The sequence below is a fragment of the Actinomadura sp. WMMB 499 genome (assembly GCF_008824145.1).
Lineage (GTDB): Bacteria > Actinomycetota > Actinomycetes > Streptosporangiales > Streptosporangiaceae > Spirillospora.
In genome coordinates this window covers 1,148,104-1,166,143 of the sequence record NZ_CP044407.1, presented here as the reverse complement: position 1 = coordinate 1,166,143, position 18,040 = coordinate 1,148,104, and the positions used below count along the sequence as shown (strand labels likewise).

The window sequence follows — 18,040 nt, the reverse complement described above, 5'->3', positions numbered from 1 at the left end:
GAGCATCGTACAATGAAAACCATTATCGTTTGCAAGGAGGGGCGGATGGACGAGACAGCGATCACCATGCGCGGGATCCGGGCGGGCTACGGCGCCGCGACGGTGCTGCACGACATCACGGCCCGCGTGCCGCGGTCGCGGGTGACCGCCCTCGTGGGCCACAACGGCTCGGGAAAGTCGACGCTGCTCGGCGTCCTCGCGGGGACCCTCGCGCCGACGGCGGGCACGCTCGAGCGCGCGAGCGGGCGGCGGCCCGCGCTGGTGCTCCAGCACACCGACGTCCCGGCCGCGCTGCCCATGACGGTGCGCGACACGGTGGCGATGGGGTGCTGGGCGCGGCGCGGCTGGTGGCGGCCGCTCACCAGGGCGGACCGGACGGTGGTCGCGGACTGCATGGAACGGGTGGGCGTCGCGGATCTGGCCCGCAGGCAGCTGGGCGGCCTGTCCGGCGGCCAGTACCAGCGCGTGCTCATCGCCCAGGGGCTCGCCCAGCGGTCCGACCTGCTGCTGCTCGACGAGCCGGGCGCGGGGCTGGACCGGGACGCCCGGCGGCGCATCCTCGAGATCTTCGACGACCTCGTCTCGGCCGGCGTCACGATCGTCCACGCGACGCACGACGCCGACGCCGCCGCGCACGCCGCGCACCGGCTGCCGCTCCGGGAGGGCCGGCTGCTCGCCGAGGAGCCGCCCGCGCCCGCGTCAGCGACGGCGGGCCGGGCGGGGCAGGCGGATCAGAGGTAGAGGCCGGTGCCGTGCTCGGGGCGCTCGCTGGCGATGGCGTGCAGGTCGCGCTCGCGCATGACCAGGTAGTTCTCGCCCTGGATCTCGACTTCGTACTGGTCGCCCGGGTGGAACAGGACGCGGTCGCCGGGCTTGACGACGCGCACGTGGTGGCCGACCCCGCAGACCTCGCCCCAGACCAGGCGGTTGGTCTCCTCGACCGTCGCGGGGATCACGATCCCGCCGGTGCTGCGGCGCTCCCCGCTGTCCTTCTCGACCCTGATCATGACGCGGTCGTGGAGCATCTGGACTTCGAACTTCGGCTCGGACACGCGGGCGAGTTTAGTCGTTCGTGCGGGTGAGGGCGTTCCATGCGTCCGCGATGAGCTCCGGGAGTGCGCGGGACGCCCGCCAGCCCAGGTCGGCGCGGATCGCGGCGGCGTCGCAGACCAGCTCCGGCGGCTCCGGGACGGCCGGGCGCCGGTGCGCGGGGACGGGCCGTCCGGTGACCCGCTCGACGGTGGCGACCACCTCGTGGACGGCCGTGCCCGTCCCGGTGCCGACGTTGTAGACGCGGTCCTCGCCGGGGCGTGCGGCGGCCTCCAGCGCGCGGACGTACGCGGCCGCGAGATCGTCCACGTGCAGGTACTCGCGGACCGCCAGGCCGTCGCCGTTGATCTCCAGGTGCGGGGCGCGCCCGGCCGCGACCGCGAGGGCCTTCGGGATCAGCCGGGTGGGGTCGGGGTCGGGCCGCCCGTCGACCGAGCCGGAGACGTTGAACGTGCGCAGGACCGTCGCGCCGATCGCGCCCGTGCGGGCGTACTGCCGGATCATCTGCTCGGCGGCGAGCTTGGTCGCGCCGTACGGGCCGGCCGGCGCGGTCGCCGCCGTCTCCGGGATCGGCCGCCCCTCCGGCGGCGCGCCGTACACGGCGGCGGTCGACCCGAACACGACGTGCGCGCCGCCGCCGCCGAGAGCCCGCAGCAGCGCGAGGGTGCCGCCCACGTTCGTCTCGTAGTAGGCGAGCGGATCGTCGAAGGACTCGCGGACGCGGGTGCGCGCCGCGAGATGGCACACGGCGTCGTAGGGGCCCGGGGGCAGGGCGCCGAGCAGGTCGCCGGTGACGGCACGGACACCGCGCGGCAGGTCCGCCGCCCGGCGGACGAGCCCGTCCACCTCGTGGCCCGCCGCCGCCAGCCGCCGCGCGACCGCGTAGCCGATGTACCCGCCCGCGCCGGTGACCAGGATCCGCATACCGCCAGCATCGCCGATCGGGCCACCGGGCGCACGCCCGGCGCGGGGGCCGGCGCCGGCCGGTCACGCGGTCTGGTGCACCCGCTCCGGACGCGGCTCCTGCTCGTAGCGGGGGAACAGGGCGAGGGCGGCGAGGGCGAGGCCGAAACCGGCCGCCCGCAGCAGGAACGGCCCCGCATCGCGCGGCCACTCCTCGCCGAACAGGACGGTCCCGCTGACGATCAGGTACAGCCGTCCGATCACGGTCAGGACGGCCGCGACGATCGCCACCCGGCACCGCTGCAGCGCGACCTGCAGCTGGCCGAGCGCGATCGCGGCGAACCCCAGCGTGAGGTACGGGTAGGGCGACTCCAGGACGGCCCAGAGGCTGCCGGTGTCCGCGTAGACGATCGCGATGCCGCGGATCCCGGCCTCGGCGAGGCCCGCGCAGGCCCCGGCGCCGATGCCGTAGGCGACTCCGGACAGCCGCCGGGCGTGCCGCCCGCTCACCTTCCGGTCCCCGACGAGCCAGACCAGGGCCGCGACGAGGAACGCCGGGACGCACAGCGCGAGCATCGGCCACGGCGAGGCGAGAGTGCCGGCCAGCGTCGCGTCCGCGACCGGCTCACCGGGGGAGGCGGAGACGCCGATGAGCACGGTGGCCAGCACGAACAGCCCCATGCTTGCCCATTCGCGGGGCGCCAGCCGCTCGTCCAGGAACCACACGGCGTACGCGACGAGCAGGACGAGCCCGACGGCGAAGATCGGCTGCACGACCGCGAGCGGCAGCAGCGAGAACGCGACGATCTCGTAGCCGAGCCCGAGGAAGAGCAGCAGCCCGCCGCCGAGCCAGATCGGGTCGGTCAGCATCAGCCGGGCGACGCGGAACGGGTGCCCGCCGCGCAGCGGTTCCATCCGGCGCGCGGACACCCGGAAGATCAGGAACGCGACGTAGTAAGTAGTGGTCGCGATCAGCGCGAGGGCGGCGTGGCCCAGGTCGTGACCCATTCGTGAATGACCTCTCGGCGTGCGGGGCGAAGGACGCCGCTCGCGCGCCGGAAGAGCGACAGCCCCTACAGATTGCCCCGCCGGGCCCCGCCTGACAAGGGATCAGTCGTATCTGCGCCCGCGCGTGGACGAGAGGCGCGAGACGAGACCCCGGGGCAGCAGCCGGGTGAAGCCCACGATCGTCTTGTACTGGACGCCCGGTACGCTGACGCGCAGCCCGCGGCGCAGGTCGCGGAGCCCGGCGTCGACGACGGCGTCCTTGTCGAGCCACATGAAGTCCGGGACGTCCGACATGTCCATCCGGGCGCGCTCGTGGAACTCGGTGTGCACGAAGCCGGGGCAGAGCGCCATGACGCGGACGCGGCCGCCGGAGCGGGCCGCGATGTCCTCGGCGACGCCCTCGCTGAAGCTCACCACCCACGCCTTGGACGCGCCGTAGGTGCCGCGCGTCGCGAACGCCGCGACCGACGACACGTTGATCACGCCGCCGCGGCCGCGCTCGAGCATGCCGGGGACGGCGGCCCGGGTGAGGCGCAGGACGGCCTCGCAGTGCACCTTCAGCATCGTGAGCTCGGCGTCGACCGGCACGTCGAGGAAGACGCCCTTGTTGCCGAATCCGGCGTTGTTGACCAGGAGGTCGACGCCCTCGCGGACCCGTGCCTCCGCGGCGGCCAGGCCCTCCTCGGTGGCCAGGTCGGCGGTCAGCGTCTCGGCGCGCACCCGGTACCGGTCGCGCAGCTCGGCGGCGGTCCGGTCGAGGCGGGCGGTGTCGCGGGCGAGCAGCACGAGGTCGAACCCGTCGGAGGCGAGCCGCCGGGCGAAGGCGGCGCCGATGCCGGCGGTCGCGCCGGTGATGAAGGCGGTCGGCATGGCACGAGCCTACCGATCACCCCGCCCGCCGGGCGCGGAAGTGGCGCGGATCGGGACGCCGGGTGGCGTTGCGGTAGGCGAACGTGAACCCGGGCCAGTTGTTCACGACCGTCCCGTCCGCCTGCCGGTACCAGCTGTCGCAGCCCCCCTCCCACACGGTGCCGCGCATCCGCGACCGCATCTCCCGGACGAACGCGTCCTCGACGTCCGGGCGCACGTCGATCCAGTCGAGCGCGTGGCGGCGGAGGACGTTCACGCAGCCGAGGACGTACCGGAACTGCGACTCGAGCATGTAGATGATCGAGTTGTGCCCCAGGTTGGTGTACGGGCCGTAGAGCAGGAACAGGTTCGGGAAGCCGCTGACGGTGATCCCGAGGTGGGCGCGGGCGCCGTCCCGCCACGCCTCGTTCAGCTCCCGGCCGTCCCGTCCGACGATCTTCATGGGGGCGAGGAAGTCGGTGGTGCTGAACCCGGTCGCGTAGACGAGCACGTCGGCCGGGTGCTCGCCGCCGGACGTCGCGACGCCCGACGGCGTGATCCGCTCGATCGGGTCGGTCATCAGGTGGACGTTCGGCCTGATGAGAGCCGGATAGTAGTCGTTGGACACCAGGATCCGCTTGCACCCCATCCGGTAGCCGGGCTGGAGCGCGTCCCGCAGGCCCGGATCGCCGACGGCGTCGCGCAGGTCCCGCCGGAACCGGTGCTCCATGAGGCCCATCAGCTTCGGATACTTGAAGAAGCCCAGTGCGCGCGACTCGAGCTGCGTGTAGATGCGGGCGCGGCTCAGCGCGTACGCGCCCGGCACGTTCCTGAGGACGGCCTGCTTCCAGGCCGGGTAGGGCCGGTCGGGCTTGTCGATCACGTACGGGGGAGTCCGCTGGTAGAGCCGCAGCTCGGCGACCTCCCGCGCGAGCTCGGGGACGATCTGGATCGCGCTGGCGCCCGTCCCGATCAGGGCGACGCGGCGCCCGCGCAGGTCGGTGCCGTGGTCCCAGCGGGCGGAGTGGAAGCTCGGCCCGGCGAAGGACTCGCGGCCCGCGATCTCCGGGAGGGCCGGCCGGTTGAGCTGCCCGGCCGCCGCCACCAGCACGCGCGCCTCCAGCTCGCCGCCCGTGGTGGAGATCCGCCACAGCGCGGCGTCCTCGTCGAAGCGCGCCTCGGTGACCTCGGTACCGAACCGGATCTTGTCCAGGACGCCGTACTTGCGCGCGCAGTGCCGCAGGTAGTCGAGGATCTCGGGCTGCGGCGGGAACCGGCGCGTCCAGTCGGTCTTCGGCTCGAACGAGAACGAGTACAGGTGCGACGGGACGTCGCAGGCGGCGCCCGGATAGGTGTTGTCGCGCCAGGTTCCGCCGAGGTCGCGGGCCTTCTCCAGGAGCACCACGTCGCGCACCCCGGCCATGCCGAGCCGGATGGCCATCCCGATGCCGCCGAACCCGCTTCCGATGATCACCACGCCGTGCGTCATGGGCGCCGTCCCGAATCTCGTTCTGTCGAACCCTGTTCCGAGCGTAGGTGACCATGAGGTCACTGACCAGAGCGGCGGAACGGCCGTTTTGTCGGGCGGCTCTGGGACGATCGCTCGCATGCCCGACGTGTTCCCCCTCGACGCGCCCGCCCTCGCCCGGGCGCCGTGGACCGCCCCGTTCCGTGCCCTCGCGGACCCGGGCGCCGCCGGACTCGTCCGTCACCTGCGGAGCCTGTCCGGCCCGCGCCCGGCGCAGACGTGGCGCCGGACCTGCGTCGCCCTCGCCGACGCCGCCGGAGCGCGCGCCGCGCTGGCCGAGACCGTCCGGATCCTCGCCGAGGACGCCCCGCTGTGCAGCGAGCACCACGGCCCGTCCGTCCACCGGCCCTACGCGGACGAGAACGGCGACGAGTTCGCCCACCACGAGCATTACCTCGTGCACGACGACCACACCGACCTCGCGCGCGGGATCGTGTGGGCGGCGGCCCTGACCGTCCCCGACGTCGTCCCGCACCTCGCCGTCCTCGCCCCGCGCGCCCTGGGCGGCGGGCGGACGCCGTGCGGCGAGCCGCCCGCCGGCCACGAGCCCCGCCGGACGGTCTGGGTGGTCGGCGCCGAGGCCGTCCCGGACGCGGCGCCCGTGTCCGGCCCGGCCCCCCTCGCGGAGTGCCTGAAGGTCGCGGGCGCGGCGGTCAACGCGCTCGGCGCCGCCGACGGCCCCGCCGGGCTCGAGGCGCTCACGGGCCTGCGGGGCCGGATCGGGCACCGCGGCCTGCGCAAGCAGATCGACGCGGCGCTGCGGACCGCGGGCCAGCGGCTCGGGCTGACGCCGGACCAGGCCGCCGAGCGCGGCGTCCCCGCCCACGGGCTGGGACCGGACGGCTCGACCGCGCGGGCGCTCGGCGCGCACACGGCACGGCTCGCGGTCGAGGACGCCGCGACCGTCCGGATCACCTTCACCGGCCCGGACGGGCGCGCGTCCCGCACGGCCCCCGTGGCGGTCCGGGACGGGTTCGCGGCCGAACTCGCGGAGCTGAAGGCGCTCGCGAAGGAGGTGCGCGGCACCCTCGCGAACGAGCGCCGCCGCGTCGAGGGGCTCCTGTCCGCCGGACGCACGTGGACGTTCGGCGAGTGGCGCGCGCACTACCGCGACCACCCGGTCACCGGGGCGGTGGTGCGCGGCCTGATCTGGGAGTTCCAAGGGACGGACGGTGTGTGGCGCGCCCTCGCGCCCGGCGCGATTCCCGAGGAGCCCGCGCACGTCCGGCTCTGGCACCCGGTCCGCGCGACGGTGGACGAGGTGCGCGCCTGGCGGGAGCACGTCACGGCCGCGGGCGTGCGGCAGCCGTTCAAACAGGCGTTCCGGGAGGTCTACCTGCTCACCCCGGCGGAGGAGGGGACCGGTACCTACTCCAACCGGTTCGCCGGGCACATCGTCCAGTACGACCGGCTGTACGCACTGATCAGGGAGCGCGGCTGGCAGGCGAACTACCTCGGCCCCTTCGACGGCGGCGACGGGGAGGCGCGCGGCGAGTTCGCGGGCGGCCGGTGGCGCGCGTGCTGCTTCCACGACCGCGCGGGGGCCGGGCACGCCGCGACCGACCAGGTCCGGTTCGAGCGCCGCGACGGGCGGCACTGGCGGGAGGCGTCCCTGGCCGAGGTGCCCCCGGCCGTGTTCAGCGAGGCGATGCGGGACGTGGACCTGTTCGTCTCCGTCACCTCCATCGCCGCCGACCCCGAATGGGCGGACCGGGGCGACGAACGCCACCGCGGCTATTGGCACGAGCACGCGTTCGGGGAGCTGACGGCGACCGCCGAGGTGCGCCGTGCCGCGCTGGAGCGCGTGCTGCCCCGCACCAAGATCGCGGACCGCTGCACGCTCGACGGCCGGTTCCTCGTCGTCCGCGGCGGGTTGCGTACGTACAGGATCCACCTGGGGTCGGCGAACGTCCTGATGGAGCCGGACGGCGCGTACCTGTGCATCGTCCGGGGAAGGCCCGGCGGCCGGGTGCTCCTGCCCTTCGAGGACGAGCGGCTGTCGCTGATCCTCAGCAAGGCGTTCCTGCTCGCCGCCGATGGGGAGATCACCGACCCGTCCGTCCGCAGCCAGATCACCCGCTGACCGAAGGACCCCGCATGGACATCGCCGCCCGCCTGCACCGCGTCCTGACCGAACCCGCCCCCGAGGACGAGGGCTTCGTCGCCACCGATGACGTCCTGGCCGCGCTGCCCGGCACGGCCCTCGGCGACCTGCTCCCCGCCGCGTACGCGGTGCCGGACGCGGCGCGGGGGCATGCGGCGACGATCGCGCGGTTCGCGGTCGAGGAGGCCGCCGCCGAGCGGCAGCCCGAGTTCACCCCCGACGCGTGCCGCCGGATGTTCGACGCGCTCGTCGCCGGGCTGCCGCGCCGCAACTGGGCCGACCTCACGCTGGGCACGGCGGCGCTCGCCCGCTGCCCCGGCCCGTGGCCGGACGGCCTCGCGACCCCCGCGCGCACGCTCGTCCGGTTCCTCCTGGACGCGGAAGACCTCGGCGCCCCGCTGGCCCTCCTGGCCGTCGCGGGCCTCACCGCCGCCCCACCGCAGGAGTCGCGGTCGGGCGACGCCGCGGGGGAGACCGCCGGTCGGCCGGCGCCGGATGCCGCTCGAGCGCGGAGAGGCTCGGGCGGCGGTGCGGCGGCGGAGGAAGCCGATCAGGTCGCGCGGGAAGCCGCCGCGGCGCGGGGGCCGGGGGGCACCGAGAGGGCGGCGGGCTCGCCCTCGCCGGGCGAGGCGGACGGTGACCTGCTCGCGGAGGTGGCCGGGCGGCTCTCGCGGGGCGCCGGGCCCGTGGCGGCCGGGGAGATCGGCGTCATCGCGGGGCTGGGGGCGCGGGACCGGGTGTGGCTGACCGAGCTGGACCGCGGCCGCACGTACACCGCGCCGCCGCCCCTCCCGGACGCCTGGCACCGCGCCGCCGGGATCGACGCGTACGCGGCGTGGGCCCGGAGCGCGCTGCGGGAGGCGGCGGAACGCGCCCGCGCCGTACAGGACGGGACGGTCCCCTACAAGGCCGACAAGGCGTTCGGCCCCGACGAGGTGGTCGCGCTGGGTCGCGCGGCGCGCGTCGCGCTCGCCGCCGACGAGCCGTGGCTCCCGGCCCTGTTCGACCGGCTGCTGCCGGACATCGCGGTGGCGCCGACGGGGGCGAAGACGCTGCCGTCCCAGGCGCTGCTGTTCGAGATCGTCCGGGCGGCGCAGGACGTCCCGACGCCCGAACTGGTCACGGCGATCCGGAACGTGCGCGGTGCCGTGCGGCACGCGGGGTGCCGCGGCAGCTGGACCGGATGCTCAAGAAGGTCGACGCGGCGCTGGCCGAGCGCACCGAGGTGGCCCTCCGGCTCCCCGACCTCGGGTTCGGGCCGGACGGTGCGCTGCGCCGCGAGCTGGGCGGCCACACCGCCGTGATCACGATCGACGGTACGGCGGCGCGGCTGTCGTTCGAGCAGGACGGGCGGGAGCTGCGGAGCGTCCCGGCGGCGGTCCGCCGCGACCACAAGGACGCCGTGAAGGAGCTGCGCGACCTCGTCAAGCGGGTCGGCGCCCAGCTCGCCACGCTCGTCCGGGCGCTGGAGGGCGGTTTCCCCGCCGGGGCCCGGCACGCGTTCGGGTGGTGGCGCGACCGGCTCGTCCGGCATCCGGTCGCGGGACCGACCGTGCGCGGCCTGATCTGGGAGGTCGAGACGGCGCCGGGCGCCTGGACGGCCGTGCTGCCCGCGATCGGCGACCTCCCGGACGCCCCCGACGATGCCGCCGTGCGGCTGTGGCATCCGATCGGCGCGCGCGGCGGCGACGTCCGGGCCTGGCGGGACGCGCTGGTCGAGCGGGGCGTGCGGCAGCCGTTCAAGCAGGCGTTCCGGGAGATCTACCGGCTCACCCCGGCGGAGGAGGAGGCCCGCACGCACTCGACGCGGTTCGCCGCGCACCTCGTCCACTACCGGCGGCTGTTCGCGCTGTTCCGGGCGCGCGGCTGGACGAGCCGCCTGCTCGGCCCGTGGGACGGCGGCGCGCAGGACGAGGCGGCGCGCGTCCTGGCGGGGGAGTGGCGGATCCGGTTCGCGCACGTGCTGGCCGAGGTCGGGCCGGACGACCTGGCGGGCACCGACCGGATCCGGTTCGACCGCCGCGTGGCCGGCGCGTGGCGCGCGGCGCCGCTCGCCGAGGTGCCCCCGGTCGTGTTCAGCGAGGCGATGCGGGACGTGGACCTGTTCGTCTCCGTCACCTCCATCGCCGCCGACCCCGACTGGACGGACGACGGCCCGGCGCTCGCGTACTGGGAACGCGCCCGCTTCGGCGAGCTGGACGAGAGCGCGCGCACCCGGCGCGACGCGCTCGCGCGCGTCCTGCCCCGCACGAAGATCGCGGACCGCTGCACGCTCGACGGCCGGTTCCTCGTCGTCCGCGGCGAGCTGCGCACGTACAAGATCCACCTGGGGTCGGCGAACGTCCTGATGGAGCCGGACGGCGCGTACCTGTGCGTCGTCTCGGAGCGGCGCCCGGCCGGACGCGTCTTCGTCCCGTTCGAGGAGGAGCGGCTGTCGCTGATCCTCAGCAAGGCGTTCCTGCTCGCCGCCGACGAGAAGATCACCGACCCGTCCATCCGGACGCAGATCGAGCGAGGTGCACGTTGAGCGAAGTGCGGTCCACCGAAGTGCCGTCCATCGGGGGGACGCCGGCCGGGGTGACGTTCCGGGACGAGACCGCGACGGGCAGGCCCGTCGCGGAGTTCGCCGTCGCGGGGCTGCCCGCGCGCATGACCGTCCGGGAACTGGTCAGGCTGCGGGTCCGGGAGGAGGTGGCGCGGCACAACGCGTGCGTTTCCGAGCGGTTCAACGGGCTCGTCCGGCCGGACGGGGCCGAAGCGGGACCGGACGGCTACCGGCTGCGGGAGCCGCGCCGGCTCGACTGGGAGCGGCAGGCCGAGATCGCCGAGCGCGCCTTCGCCGGGAACGGGTTCCTCGTGCTGGCCGGCGACCGGCAGGTCGAGGACCTCGACGAGGAGGTCGACCTCACCGCCGATCCCGAGCTGGTCTTCGTCAAGCTCGTTCCGCTCGCCGGCGGCTGAGCGCCGGGACCGCGGCGCCGGATCAGGCGAGCAGCCCCAGCTCGTGGGCGCGCAGCCCCGCCTGGAAGCGCGACTCGGCGTCGAGCAGCGTGAGGATCTCCGCGACGCGCCGCCGGTACGTGCGCAGCGACATGCCGAGCCGCCGCGCCGCCGCCTCGTCCTTCAGCCCGTCGGCGAGCAGCCGCAGGATGCGGCGGCTCTCGTCGGTGAGCGCGGGCGCCCGGTCGCGGCGGTGGTCGGCGAGGTCGGCCGACCGGTCCCAGGTGGCCTGCAGCAGCGAGACGACCCCCCGCACCACGCCCGGCGACCGGACGACCGTGTACTCGCGCACCCCGGCGCGCGGCGGGCCCGCCAGGATCGCGACGCGCCGGTCGACGACGATCGTCTCGTACGGGAGCGGGGCGGTGCAGATCCGGACGGCGACGCCCGCGCGCGCGACGTCCAGCAGGTGCCGTTCGGACGCCTCGGTCGCCAGCGCCTCCGGGTTGTAGAGCTTGCGGACGGCGGGCGCGTGCCGCATGGCCCGGCGCTCGGTCACGAGCTGCTCGCGGAAGCCGGGGAGCGCCCAGGTGTCGAGGTCGCGGGCGGCGCAGGCGAACTCCTCGCGCGCCTCGAACAGGTGCCCGGCGCGCTCGATCAGCTCGGCCTCGCCGCGCAGCGTCACGTTGAGGTCGGTGCTCGGGACGGTTTCGACGCTCATCGGCGTCCAGTCTGCCACCGCGGTCCCGCGACCTGCCAGATGGCAGCAAACTGCCAGCCGCTCGCCGGGCCCGGTCATAAAAGGCACGGTTGGGGACATGACGAACGAAACGCACTTCATGCTCGGCGGCGATCTGCGGGTCCGCCGCATGGGATTCGGCGCGATGCGGCTGCCCGTGGGGAGCATCGACGGGCCGCCGCGCGACCCCGGCACCGGCCTGAAGGTCCTGCGGCGGGCCGTGGAGCTCGGCGTCGACCACATCGACACCGCCGCGTTCTACGAGCGCGGCGGCGTCGCGGCGAACGTCCTGATCCGCGAGGCGCTCGGCGGCCCGTACCCCGAGGGGCTCGTGATCGCGACGAAGGTCGGCCCCTTCAAGGGCCCGGACGACCCGTTCCCCACCGGGCAGGCGGGGGCGGACGGGCTGCGCGCCCAGGTCGAGCAGAACCTGACCGAGCTCGGGCTGGACCGGCTCGACCTCGTCAACCTGCGGCCCGGCCTGATCGACGCGCCGGGCGGCGAGTCGATCGGGGAGCGGTTCGAGGTCCTCGCCGGGCTGCGCGAGGAGGGATTGATCCGGCATCTCGGGCTGAGTCACGTGGACGCGGCGCAGCTGGCCGAGGCGCGGGCGATCGCGCCGGTCGCGGGCGTCCAGAACCGGTTCGACATCACGATGCCGCAGGACGCGGCGATGCTCGCCGAATGCGAGGCCGCGGGGATCGCGTGCGTCCCGTACTTCCCGCTGGGCGGCTTCGGGATCCCGGACGACGCGCGCGTCGCGCGGGTCGCCGAACGGCACGGCGCCACGCCCGCGCAGATCCTGCTGGCGGGCCTGCTCGCGCTGTCCCCGGTCATGCTCGCGATCCCCGGCACGGGCTCGCTCGAGCACCTGGAGGAGAACATCGCCGCCGCCGGCCTGCGGCTCACCGCCGAGGACCTCGCCGAACTCTCCGGCGACGCGAACGAGTGAGACAATCTTGTATCATGTGAGGCGTTGATGTCTCATCTGATACGGGGGTGCCGCGCATGCAGGTGCGCGAGCAGATCATCGAGGCGGTCCTGCGCCGCCTGAACGAGGACCCGGCGGCCTCGATGGCCGACCTCGCCGAGGCCGCCGGGGTCAGCCGGGCCACCCTGCACCGCCACTTCGCCGGTCGGGACGAGCTGATCGACGAGATCGGCACCCGGGCGCTCGACCGGTGGGAGGCGGCCCTCGACGCCACCGGGGTCGACGCCGCCGCCGCGTCCGCCGACCCGGAGGTGCACCTCGCGACCGTCCGGACGCTGCTGGAGGCGTTCGGCGACCTCGCGCACGAGCACGGCTGGTCGCTCACCTTCGCCGCGGCCGAGTCGTACCCGCACCTGCGGGAGCGCTCGGACCTGCTGGAGGAGCGCGAGATCGCCCTCTACGCCGCCGCGCAGCGGTCCGGGGCGATGCGCCCCGACCTGCCCGCGCGGTGGATCAGCAACGCGGTCTACGGGATGTGCGTCACCGCCAGGGAGAGCCTCCGGCGCGGCGACGTCGCGCCCCGCGAGGTCGCCCGGCTGATGGCCGAGACGTTCCTGCACGGGACGGGGACGCGGCCGTGACCGCGAAGACACCCGAGACCCCGCGCACCGCGCCCGGAGCGGCGGCCGCGCCGGACCCGCGCCGCTGGGCCGGCCTGGCCGTCCTGTCGGCGAGCCTCCTGCTCGTCGTCATGGACATCACCATCCTCAACGTGGCGCTGCCGGCGATCTCCGCCGACCTGCGGCCCGACACCGTCTCGCTGCTGTGGATGGTGGACGTCTACGCCCTCGTCGTAGCGGGCCTGCTGGTCACGGTCAGCGCGCTCGGCGACCGGTGGGGCCGCAAGCGGATGCTGATCGCCGGCTTCGCGGTGTTCGGCACCGCCTCGATCCTCGTCGTGTTCGCCACCACCCCCGGCGCGGTGATCGCGGTGCGGGCGCTGCTCGGCGTCGGCGGAGCGATGATCATGCCGTCCACGCTGTCGATGATCCGCACCCTGTTCCCGGACGGGCGCGAGCGTGCCACCGCGCTCGGCGTCTGGTCGGCGATGGCGGCGGTCGGCGCGGCGTTCGGCCCCATCCTCGGCGGGTTCCTGCTGGAGCACTTCTCCTGGCACTCGGCGTTCCTCGTCAACGTGCCGGTGATGGCGGTGGCGATCGCCGCCGGGCTCGTCCTGCTGCCGGAGGCGCGCAATCCGCGCCCCGGGCCGCTGGACTTCCCCGCCGTCATGCTGTCGATGGCCGGCATGGTCGCGCTCGTCTACGCCATCAAGAGCGCCGGCAAGCACGGCCCCACCGACGCCGCGGCGCTGGTGTCGGCGGCGGTCGCCGCCGTCGCGCTCGGCTGGTTCGTGCGCCGCAGCCTGCGCCGTCCCGAGCCGCTGCTGGAACTGCGGCTGTTCCGGACGCCCTCGTTCAGCGCGGGCGCCGTCGCGGCGATGACCACCGAGCTGGCGATGGCGGGCATGATGCTGCTGATGGCCCAGTGGATGCAGCTCGTCCAGGGGTACGGGCCGCTGGAGACGGGCCTGCGGCTGCTGCCGATGGCCGTCGCCGCGATCATCGCGTCCCCGGCGGCCCCCGCGGTCGCCGCGCGGGTCGGCGCCCGGACCGTCCTGGCGGGCGGGCTGGCGGTCGCCGGGCTCGGCTTCGCCGTCCTCGGCCTGGCCCCCGAGCCGCTCGGGTACTGGCCGGTGGCCGTCGCGCTGACGCTGATCGGGACGGGCGCGGGCTCGCTCGCGATCGCGTCCGCCGTCATCATGGCGGGCGCCCCGCCGGAGCAGGCGGGCAGCGCGGCCGCCGTCGAGGAGACCAGCTACGACATCGGCGGCGCGCTCGGCATCGCGCTGCTCGGCAGCCTCGCCGCCGCCGTCTACCGGAGCGGCCTGACGCACGGCGAGCTGGCCGGGCTGGGCGTCACCGGCGGCGCCGCCGAGACGGCCCGCGAGTCCATCAGCGGCGCACTCGAGGTCGCCCGCGCCGGCACCGACGCCCTGGCGGAGGCGGCGCGGACGGCCTTCGGGCACTCCCTCGGCGTCACCGGCCTCGCGGGCGCCGTCCTGATGCTGGCCGCCGCCGCCCTCGTATGGCGCCTCACCCCGCGCGACGTCGACCTGTCGGCGGCCGATCACTGACCTCCCGCCGCGGCGGCACCGGCCGGGGGCGGCCGCCCGTGCCGCGTCCCGGCCCGCCGAGGCCGTAGCCTTGAGCGTCATCCGATCGGAAGGGAGCCAGATGTCGGCGACGCGGCTGCTGGTGCTCGGCGGCGTGCGGCGGTCAGGGCGGGCGCACGGTTACACGGTCCGGCGCGATCTGCTGGCGTGGGGATCGGACGAGTGGGCGCACGTGAACCCCGGTTCGATCTACCACGCGCTCAGGCAGCTGGCCAAGGAGGGCCTGCTGCACGCCCACGACGTCGAGGAGAGCGACGCGGGCCCCCCGCACGTGGACTACGAGATCACCGACGCGGGCCGGGAGGAGTTCCTGCGCCTGCTGCGGTGCGCGCTCGGCACGGTCGACGTCCGGCACCCCGAGATGCTGACGGCGGGCCTCGGGTTCCTCACCGAGCTGCCGCGCGCCGAGGCGCTCGGGCTGCTGCGGCAGCGCCTGGAGGGCCTGGCGGCCTGGCGCGCGTCGGTGAGCCCCCACGCGGACGAGCTCGACCCGGGCGACCACCTGCGGGAGCTGCTCGGCTGGTGGACGCACTCCGCGGACGCCGCGACCGCGTGGACGCACGGCCTCATCGAGCGGCTCGAGGCGGGCGCCTACGTCATGGCCGGCGAAGCGGCCGGCGGCGCGGGCGGCGAGGCGGGCGGCGGCGCGGCGCCGGGCGCTTCGAGCGGGACGGGCGGCGCGGGCGGGACGGGCGGCGCGCGGGAGGTCGCCGGCTAGGGCCGGGCCGCCGGTCAGGTGTCGATGAACGTCTGGGGGACGACGACGCGCAGCGCGTTGCCGCGCAGCCGGATCGTCACCGGCGTCCGGCCGCGGATCTCGCCGTCCACGTCGACCCGCAGCGGCGGATCGGTCTCGATCTCGACGCGGTCGGTGGTGGTGAAGGCGTCCTCGGCGAGCGAGCGGCGCGGCCCGGTCAGCACGTGCCGGGCCGTCGCCGACGCCAGCCGCAGCCGCCGCTCGTCGCCCAGCCGGTAGACGGCCAGCAGCCGGTCGTCCGGGCTGGCGTCGCGGGCGATGCGCGTCCCGCTGTGGTGCGCGCCGTTGGCGACGTTCAGCTGGTGCGTCTTCATCTCGCGGGTCTCGCCGTCGATGGTGATCCGGGCCGTGAACGCCCGGTGCCGGGGCAGCATGCCCACGGCCGTCAGCGCGTACGCGGCGCGGCCGGCGTACCGCTTGAGCAGGTGCGGGACGCCGCCCGCGACGTGCACCGACAGCCCGATGCTGACCATGTTCGCGAAGATGTGCGCGCGGTCGTCGCCGGGGCCCTCGCCGCGCGGGTCGTCGGTGCTGTCGAACCAGCCGACGTCCACGTCGGCGACCTTGCCGCCCGCCGGGCCCCCGACGCACAGGGTGCGGACGGCGCCCGGCAGGTCGAGCGGCAGCTCCAGGCTGCGCGCGAAGTTGTTGGTGGTGCCGAGCGGCAGGACGCCGAGGGCGATGTCGCGGTGCGCGAGGGTCGCGACGGCCTCGGCGACCGTCCCGTCCCCGCCGCCCACGACGACGAGGTCGGGCTCCAGCGCCAGGACGTCGGCGAACAGGTCGCGGAGCCGCCCGGGATCGGTCACCGGGAAGACGTGCGCGAACTCGAGCCCGGCCTCGTCCAGCAGCCGCCGCGCCGTCCCGTACAGCCGCCGCCCGCGCCGCGACCGCGAGTTGATCACCAGCACCGCCCGGCCGCCGGTCCGGATGGCCGACTCCAGTTCGGTCTTGCTCCGCATCTCAGCTGCTCCGCCTCCGGGCCGATCGCCCTTTCCCGTCCGCGTCACCCTACCGGCGACCTGGACCGCAATCCCCGGCCCGATATTTTATAAACCGATTACTCAACGTTGAAACACCCGCCGGAGCGGGGACATTTCAGGGGACGACAGCTGAATTCCCGCGGGGTGGCCCATGCGCAGTGCGACGTCCTTCACCGCCCCCGCCGACGACGGCGCCTCGGTCGTGGCGGAGCGCCGCCCCCGGCCCCGCGTCCTCGATCTGGCGGTCCGCTCCCCGGTCCTGCCGGCCGTCGCGCACGTCCGGCTGCTGCTGCCCGAGGGCTGGTCGCGGAACGCGTCCCGCACCTGGCCGTCGCTGTGGCTGCTGCACGGCGCCGACGGCCGCGCCGACCACCGGGCGTGGACCGACCACACCGACCTCGAGGACCTCACCGCCGGCACCGATGTGATCATCGTCATGCCGGACGGCGGCCGGTGCGGCAACTACACCGACTGGTGGAATCGCGGCGAGGGCGGGGCCCCGCGGTGGGAGACGTTCCATCTGGCCGAGCTCCGGCAGATCCTGGAACGCGGTTACCGTGCGGGCGGCGAGAGCGCCGTCGCCGGGAACGCCATGGGCGGATTCGGCGCGATGTCGTACGCGGCCCGCCATCGCGGGCTGTTCCGCGCCGCCGCGTCGTTCAGCGGGCCGGTGCACACCCTGCACGCCGACCCGTCCGCGCTCGACGCCGCCGACCTGGTCGAGCTGGGCGTCGCGGTCGCCGAACCCGGGCGGGACTGGACGGACGTGTGGGGCGACCCCGAACGGCAGCGCGTTCTGTGGCGGCAGCACAACCCGTTCGACCTCGCCGACCGGCTCGCCGGCGTCCGGCTGTACGTCAGCGCGGGCGACGGTCTGCCCGGCCCGTTCGACCCGCGCCCGGGCGCCGGCCGGGACCCGCTGGAGGCGCTCGCGCACACCGTCGGCCGCGGGTTCGCCGACAAGCTGCGCAAGCTGGGCATCCCGGTGTCGACGCACTTCTACCGGGGCACCCACACCTGGCCCTACTGGCGCCGCGAGCTGCGCGCGGCCCTGCCCGTCCTCCTGGACGAGATCGTGTGACCGGTTCGGCTAGAGTTCGGGCGTGACCGAATCGGATTCCGGACCGTGTTCGGACGCCGAGATCACCGGGTTCTGGCGAGGGCTGGGACTGCCCGGGCTGATCGACGTCCACACCCACTTCATGCCGCCGCGCCTGATGAGCGCGGTCTGGGAGTACTTCGACGGGGCCGGGCCGCTGATCGGGACCGAGTGGCCCATCCGGTACCGGGACCCCGAGGACGAGCGGATCGCGTTCCTGCGCCGCCACGGCGTCCGCGCGTTCACCTCGCTGCTGTACCCGCACCGTCCCGGCATGGCCGAGTCGCTGAACGCGTGGGCGGCCGGTTTCGCCGCGCGGGTCCCGGAGTGCGTGCAGACGGGGACGTTCTACCCCGAGCCCGGTGCGGCGGACTACGTGCGCCGGGCCATCGACGCCGGCACCCGCGTGTTCAAGGTCCACCTGCAGGTCGGCGGGTTCGACCCGCGCGCGCCCGAACTGGACGAGGTGTGGGGCGCGCTCGCCGAGGCGGGCGTCGTCGCGCTCGTCCACGCCGGATCGGGCCCGGTCGCGAACGGCTTCACGGGCCCGGGCCCCTTCGGCGACGTCCTCGCCCGCCACCCCCGCCTGACCGCGATCGTCGCGCACATGGGCGCGCCCGAATGCGACGGGTTCTTCGCGCTCGCCGGCCGGTACGGCGGCGTCCACCTCGACACCACGATGGTGTTCACCGACTTCGGCCTGTCGGACTTCCCGGCCGCCCTCATGCCCCGGCTGCGCGATCTCGGCCTCGCCGGGCGCGTCCTGTTCGGCACCGATTTCCCGAACATCCCCTACGCGTACGCTCACCAGCTCGAGGGCCTGGCCCGGCTCGGCCTCGGCGACGCCTGGCTGCGCGCCGTGTGCTGGGACGGCCCCGCGAAGCTGTTCGGCGTCCCGGCGGGGACCGGCGGCTAG

The 18,040-nt window shown here is 75.2% G+C and carries 18 protein-coding genes; 11 read left to right on the top strand and 7 right to left on the bottom strand.

Annotation, left to right across the window (positions count from 1 at the left end; genetic code table 11):
* Nucleotides 1-45: 45 nt before the first annotated feature.
* Nucleotides 46-741: a zinc ABC transporter ATP-binding protein AztA gene (gene aztA, locus F7P10_RS04915; protein ID WP_151008267.1), complete on the top strand. Its 696-nt coding sequence runs from the start codon at nt 46-48 to the stop codon at nt 739-741.
* Here the strand turns inward: aztA and F7P10_RS04910 are convergent.
* From F7P10_RS04910 to F7P10_RS04890, 5 genes are all read right to left on the bottom strand, one after another.
* Entirely contained in the window at nt 732-1,052 is a 321-nt protein-coding gene (locus F7P10_RS04910) for a co-chaperone GroES (protein ID WP_151008266.1), read from the bottom strand. The two genes, aztA and F7P10_RS04910, sit on opposite strands and share 10 nt — an antisense overlap.
* 10 nt (nt 1,053-1,062) lie before the next feature.
* The gene (locus F7P10_RS04905) at nt 1,063-1,974 is read right to left on the bottom strand and encodes an NAD-dependent epimerase/dehydratase family protein (RefSeq protein ID WP_151008265.1); all 912 of its coding nucleotides are present in this window, start codon (nt 1,972-1,974) and stop codon (nt 1,063-1,065) included.
* Between the two features lie 63 nt (nt 1,975-2,037).
* A complete protein-coding gene (locus tag F7P10_RS04900) occupies nt 2,038-2,961 on the bottom strand; it encodes a DMT family transporter (protein ID WP_151008264.1) in 924 nt (307 codons plus the stop codon).
* A gap of 102 nt (nt 2,962-3,063) precedes the next feature.
* Nucleotides 3,064-3,831 carry an SDR family oxidoreductase gene (locus F7P10_RS04895; RefSeq protein ID WP_151008263.1) on the bottom strand — a complete coding sequence of 256 codons (768 nt, stop codon included), beginning with the start codon at nt 3,829-3,831 and terminating at the stop codon, nt 3,064-3,066.
* 16 nt (nt 3,832-3,847) lie between these two features.
* Nucleotides 3,848-5,299: an NAD(P)/FAD-dependent oxidoreductase gene (locus tag F7P10_RS04890; RefSeq protein WP_151008262.1), complete on the bottom strand. Its 1,452-nt coding sequence runs from the start codon at nt 5,297-5,299 to the stop codon at nt 3,848-3,850.
* A 118-nt stretch (nt 5,300-5,417) separates the two neighbouring features.
* Here F7P10_RS04890 and F7P10_RS04885 point away from each other — a divergent pair, with 118 nt between their 5' ends.
* From F7P10_RS04885 to F7P10_RS04875, 4 genes are read left to right on the top strand one after another with little or no spacing between them, the layout of a single operon-like run.
* Nucleotides 5,418-7,421, top strand: a complete 2,004-nt coding sequence (locus F7P10_RS04885) for a DUF4132 domain-containing protein (protein WP_176611302.1) — start codon at nt 5,418-5,420, stop codon at nt 7,419-7,421.
* 14 nt (nt 7,422-7,435) lie between these two features.
* A complete protein-coding gene (locus tag F7P10_RS43930; protein ID WP_254716406.1) occupies nt 7,436-8,746 on the top strand; it encodes a hypothetical protein in 1,311 nt (436 codons plus the stop codon).
* Nucleotides 8,668-9,969, top strand: a complete 1,302-nt coding sequence (locus F7P10_RS04880) for a DUF4132 domain-containing protein (RefSeq protein WP_254716727.1) — start codon at nt 8,668-8,670, stop codon at nt 9,967-9,969. The genes F7P10_RS43930 and F7P10_RS04880 overlap by 79 nt, the downstream gene beginning before the upstream one ends.
* A gap of 5 nt (nt 9,970-9,974) precedes the next feature.
* Nucleotides 9,975-10,403 (top strand): hypothetical protein, encoded by a 429-nt coding sequence (locus F7P10_RS04875; RefSeq protein ID WP_254716726.1) that lies wholly within the window; start codon nt 9,975-9,977, stop codon nt 10,401-10,403.
* Nucleotides 10,404-10,425: 22 nt separating this feature from the next.
* On the opposite strand, the gene F7P10_RS04870 is transcribed toward F7P10_RS04875, so the two are convergent.
* Complete coding sequence (locus F7P10_RS04870) at nt 10,426-11,103, bottom strand: helix-turn-helix domain-containing protein (protein WP_151008259.1); 678 nt, start codon at nt 11,101-11,103, stop codon at nt 10,426-10,428.
* 97 nt (nt 11,104-11,200) lie between these two features.
* Between F7P10_RS04870 and F7P10_RS04865 the strand changes: the two genes are divergently transcribed.
* The 4 genes from F7P10_RS04865 to F7P10_RS04850 all read left to right on the top strand — a co-directional run bounded on the left by F7P10_RS04865 (nt 11,201) and on the right by F7P10_RS04850 (nt 15,003).
* Nucleotides 11,201-12,073, top strand: a complete 873-nt coding sequence (locus tag F7P10_RS04865) for an aldo/keto reductase (RefSeq protein WP_151008258.1) — start codon at nt 11,201-11,203, stop codon at nt 12,071-12,073.
* Nucleotides 12,074-12,129: 56 nt separating this feature from the next.
* On the top strand, nt 12,130-12,693 hold the full coding sequence (locus F7P10_RS04860; RefSeq protein WP_151017834.1) for a TetR/AcrR family transcriptional regulator: 564 nt from the start codon (nt 12,130-12,132) through the stop codon (nt 12,691-12,693).
* The gene (locus F7P10_RS04855; protein WP_254716405.1) at nt 12,690-14,246 is read left to right on the top strand and encodes an MFS transporter; all 1,557 of its coding nucleotides are present in this window, start codon (nt 12,690-12,692) and stop codon (nt 14,244-14,246) included. Before F7P10_RS04860 ends, F7P10_RS04855 begins: the two co-directional genes overlap by 4 nt.
* A 100-nt stretch (nt 14,247-14,346) precedes the next feature.
* Nucleotides 14,347-15,003 (top strand): PadR family transcriptional regulator, encoded by a 657-nt coding sequence (locus tag F7P10_RS04850; RefSeq protein ID WP_151008257.1) that lies wholly within the window; start codon nt 14,347-14,349, stop codon nt 15,001-15,003.
* Nucleotides 15,004-15,017: 14 nt separating this feature from the next.
* Here F7P10_RS04850 and F7P10_RS04845 read toward each other — a convergent pair whose 3' ends face one another.
* The gene (locus F7P10_RS04845) at nt 15,018-16,004 is read right to left on the bottom strand and encodes a diacylglycerol kinase family protein (protein WP_151008256.1); all 987 of its coding nucleotides are present in this window, start codon (nt 16,002-16,004) and stop codon (nt 15,018-15,020) included.
* A 172-nt stretch (nt 16,005-16,176) separates the two neighbouring features.
* Between F7P10_RS04845 and F7P10_RS04840 the strand changes: the two genes are divergently transcribed.
* Nucleotides 16,177-17,106, top strand: a complete 930-nt coding sequence (locus tag F7P10_RS04840; protein WP_151008255.1) for an alpha/beta hydrolase family protein — start codon at nt 16,177-16,179, stop codon at nt 17,104-17,106.
* Nucleotides 17,107-17,128: 22 nt separating this feature from the next.
* The gene (locus tag F7P10_RS04835) at nt 17,129-18,040 is read left to right on the top strand and encodes an amidohydrolase family protein (protein ID WP_254716404.1); all 912 of its coding nucleotides are present in this window, start codon (nt 17,129-17,131) and stop codon (nt 18,038-18,040) included.

Coding starts and splice junctions, on each gene's coding strand:
- aztA (WP_151008267.1), top strand. CDS start 46: ATGGACGAGACAGCGATCACCATGCGCGGGATCCGGGCGGGCTACGGC.
- F7P10_RS04905 (WP_151008265.1), bottom strand. CDS start 1,974: ATGCGGATCCTGGTCACCGGCGCGGGCGGGTACATCGGCTACGCGGTC.
- F7P10_RS04900 (WP_151008264.1), bottom strand. CDS start 2,961: ATGGGTCACGACCTGGGCCACGCCGCCCTCGCGCTGATCGCGACCACT.
- F7P10_RS04895 (WP_151008263.1), bottom strand. CDS start 3,831: ATGCCGACCGCCTTCATCACCGGCGCGACCGCCGGCATCGGCGCCGCC.
- F7P10_RS04890 (WP_151008262.1), bottom strand. CDS start 5,299: ATGACGCACGGCGTGGTGATCATCGGAAGCGGGTTCGGCGGCATCGGG.
- F7P10_RS04885 (WP_176611302.1), top strand. CDS start 5,418: ATGCCCGACGTGTTCCCCCTCGACGCGCCCGCCCTCGCCCGGGCGCCG.
- F7P10_RS43930 (WP_254716406.1), top strand. CDS start 7,436: ATGGACATCGCCGCCCGCCTGCACCGCGTCCTGACCGAACCCGCCCCC.
- F7P10_RS04870 (WP_151008259.1), bottom strand. CDS start 11,103: ATGAGCGTCGAAACCGTCCCGAGCACCGACCTCAACGTGACGCTGCGC.
- F7P10_RS04865 (WP_151008258.1), top strand. CDS start 11,201: ATGACGAACGAAACGCACTTCATGCTCGGCGGCGATCTGCGGGTCCGC.
- F7P10_RS04860 (WP_151017834.1), top strand. CDS start 12,130: ATGCAGGTGCGCGAGCAGATCATCGAGGCGGTCCTGCGCCGCCTGAAC.
- F7P10_RS04850 (WP_151008257.1), top strand. CDS start 14,347: ATGTCGGCGACGCGGCTGCTGGTGCTCGGCGGCGTGCGGCGGTCAGGG.
- F7P10_RS04845 (WP_151008256.1), bottom strand. CDS start 16,004: ATGCGGAGCAAGACCGAACTGGAGTCGGCCATCCGGACCGGCGGCCGG.
- F7P10_RS04840 (WP_151008255.1), top strand. CDS start 16,177: ATGCGCAGTGCGACGTCCTTCACCGCCCCCGCCGACGACGGCGCCTCG.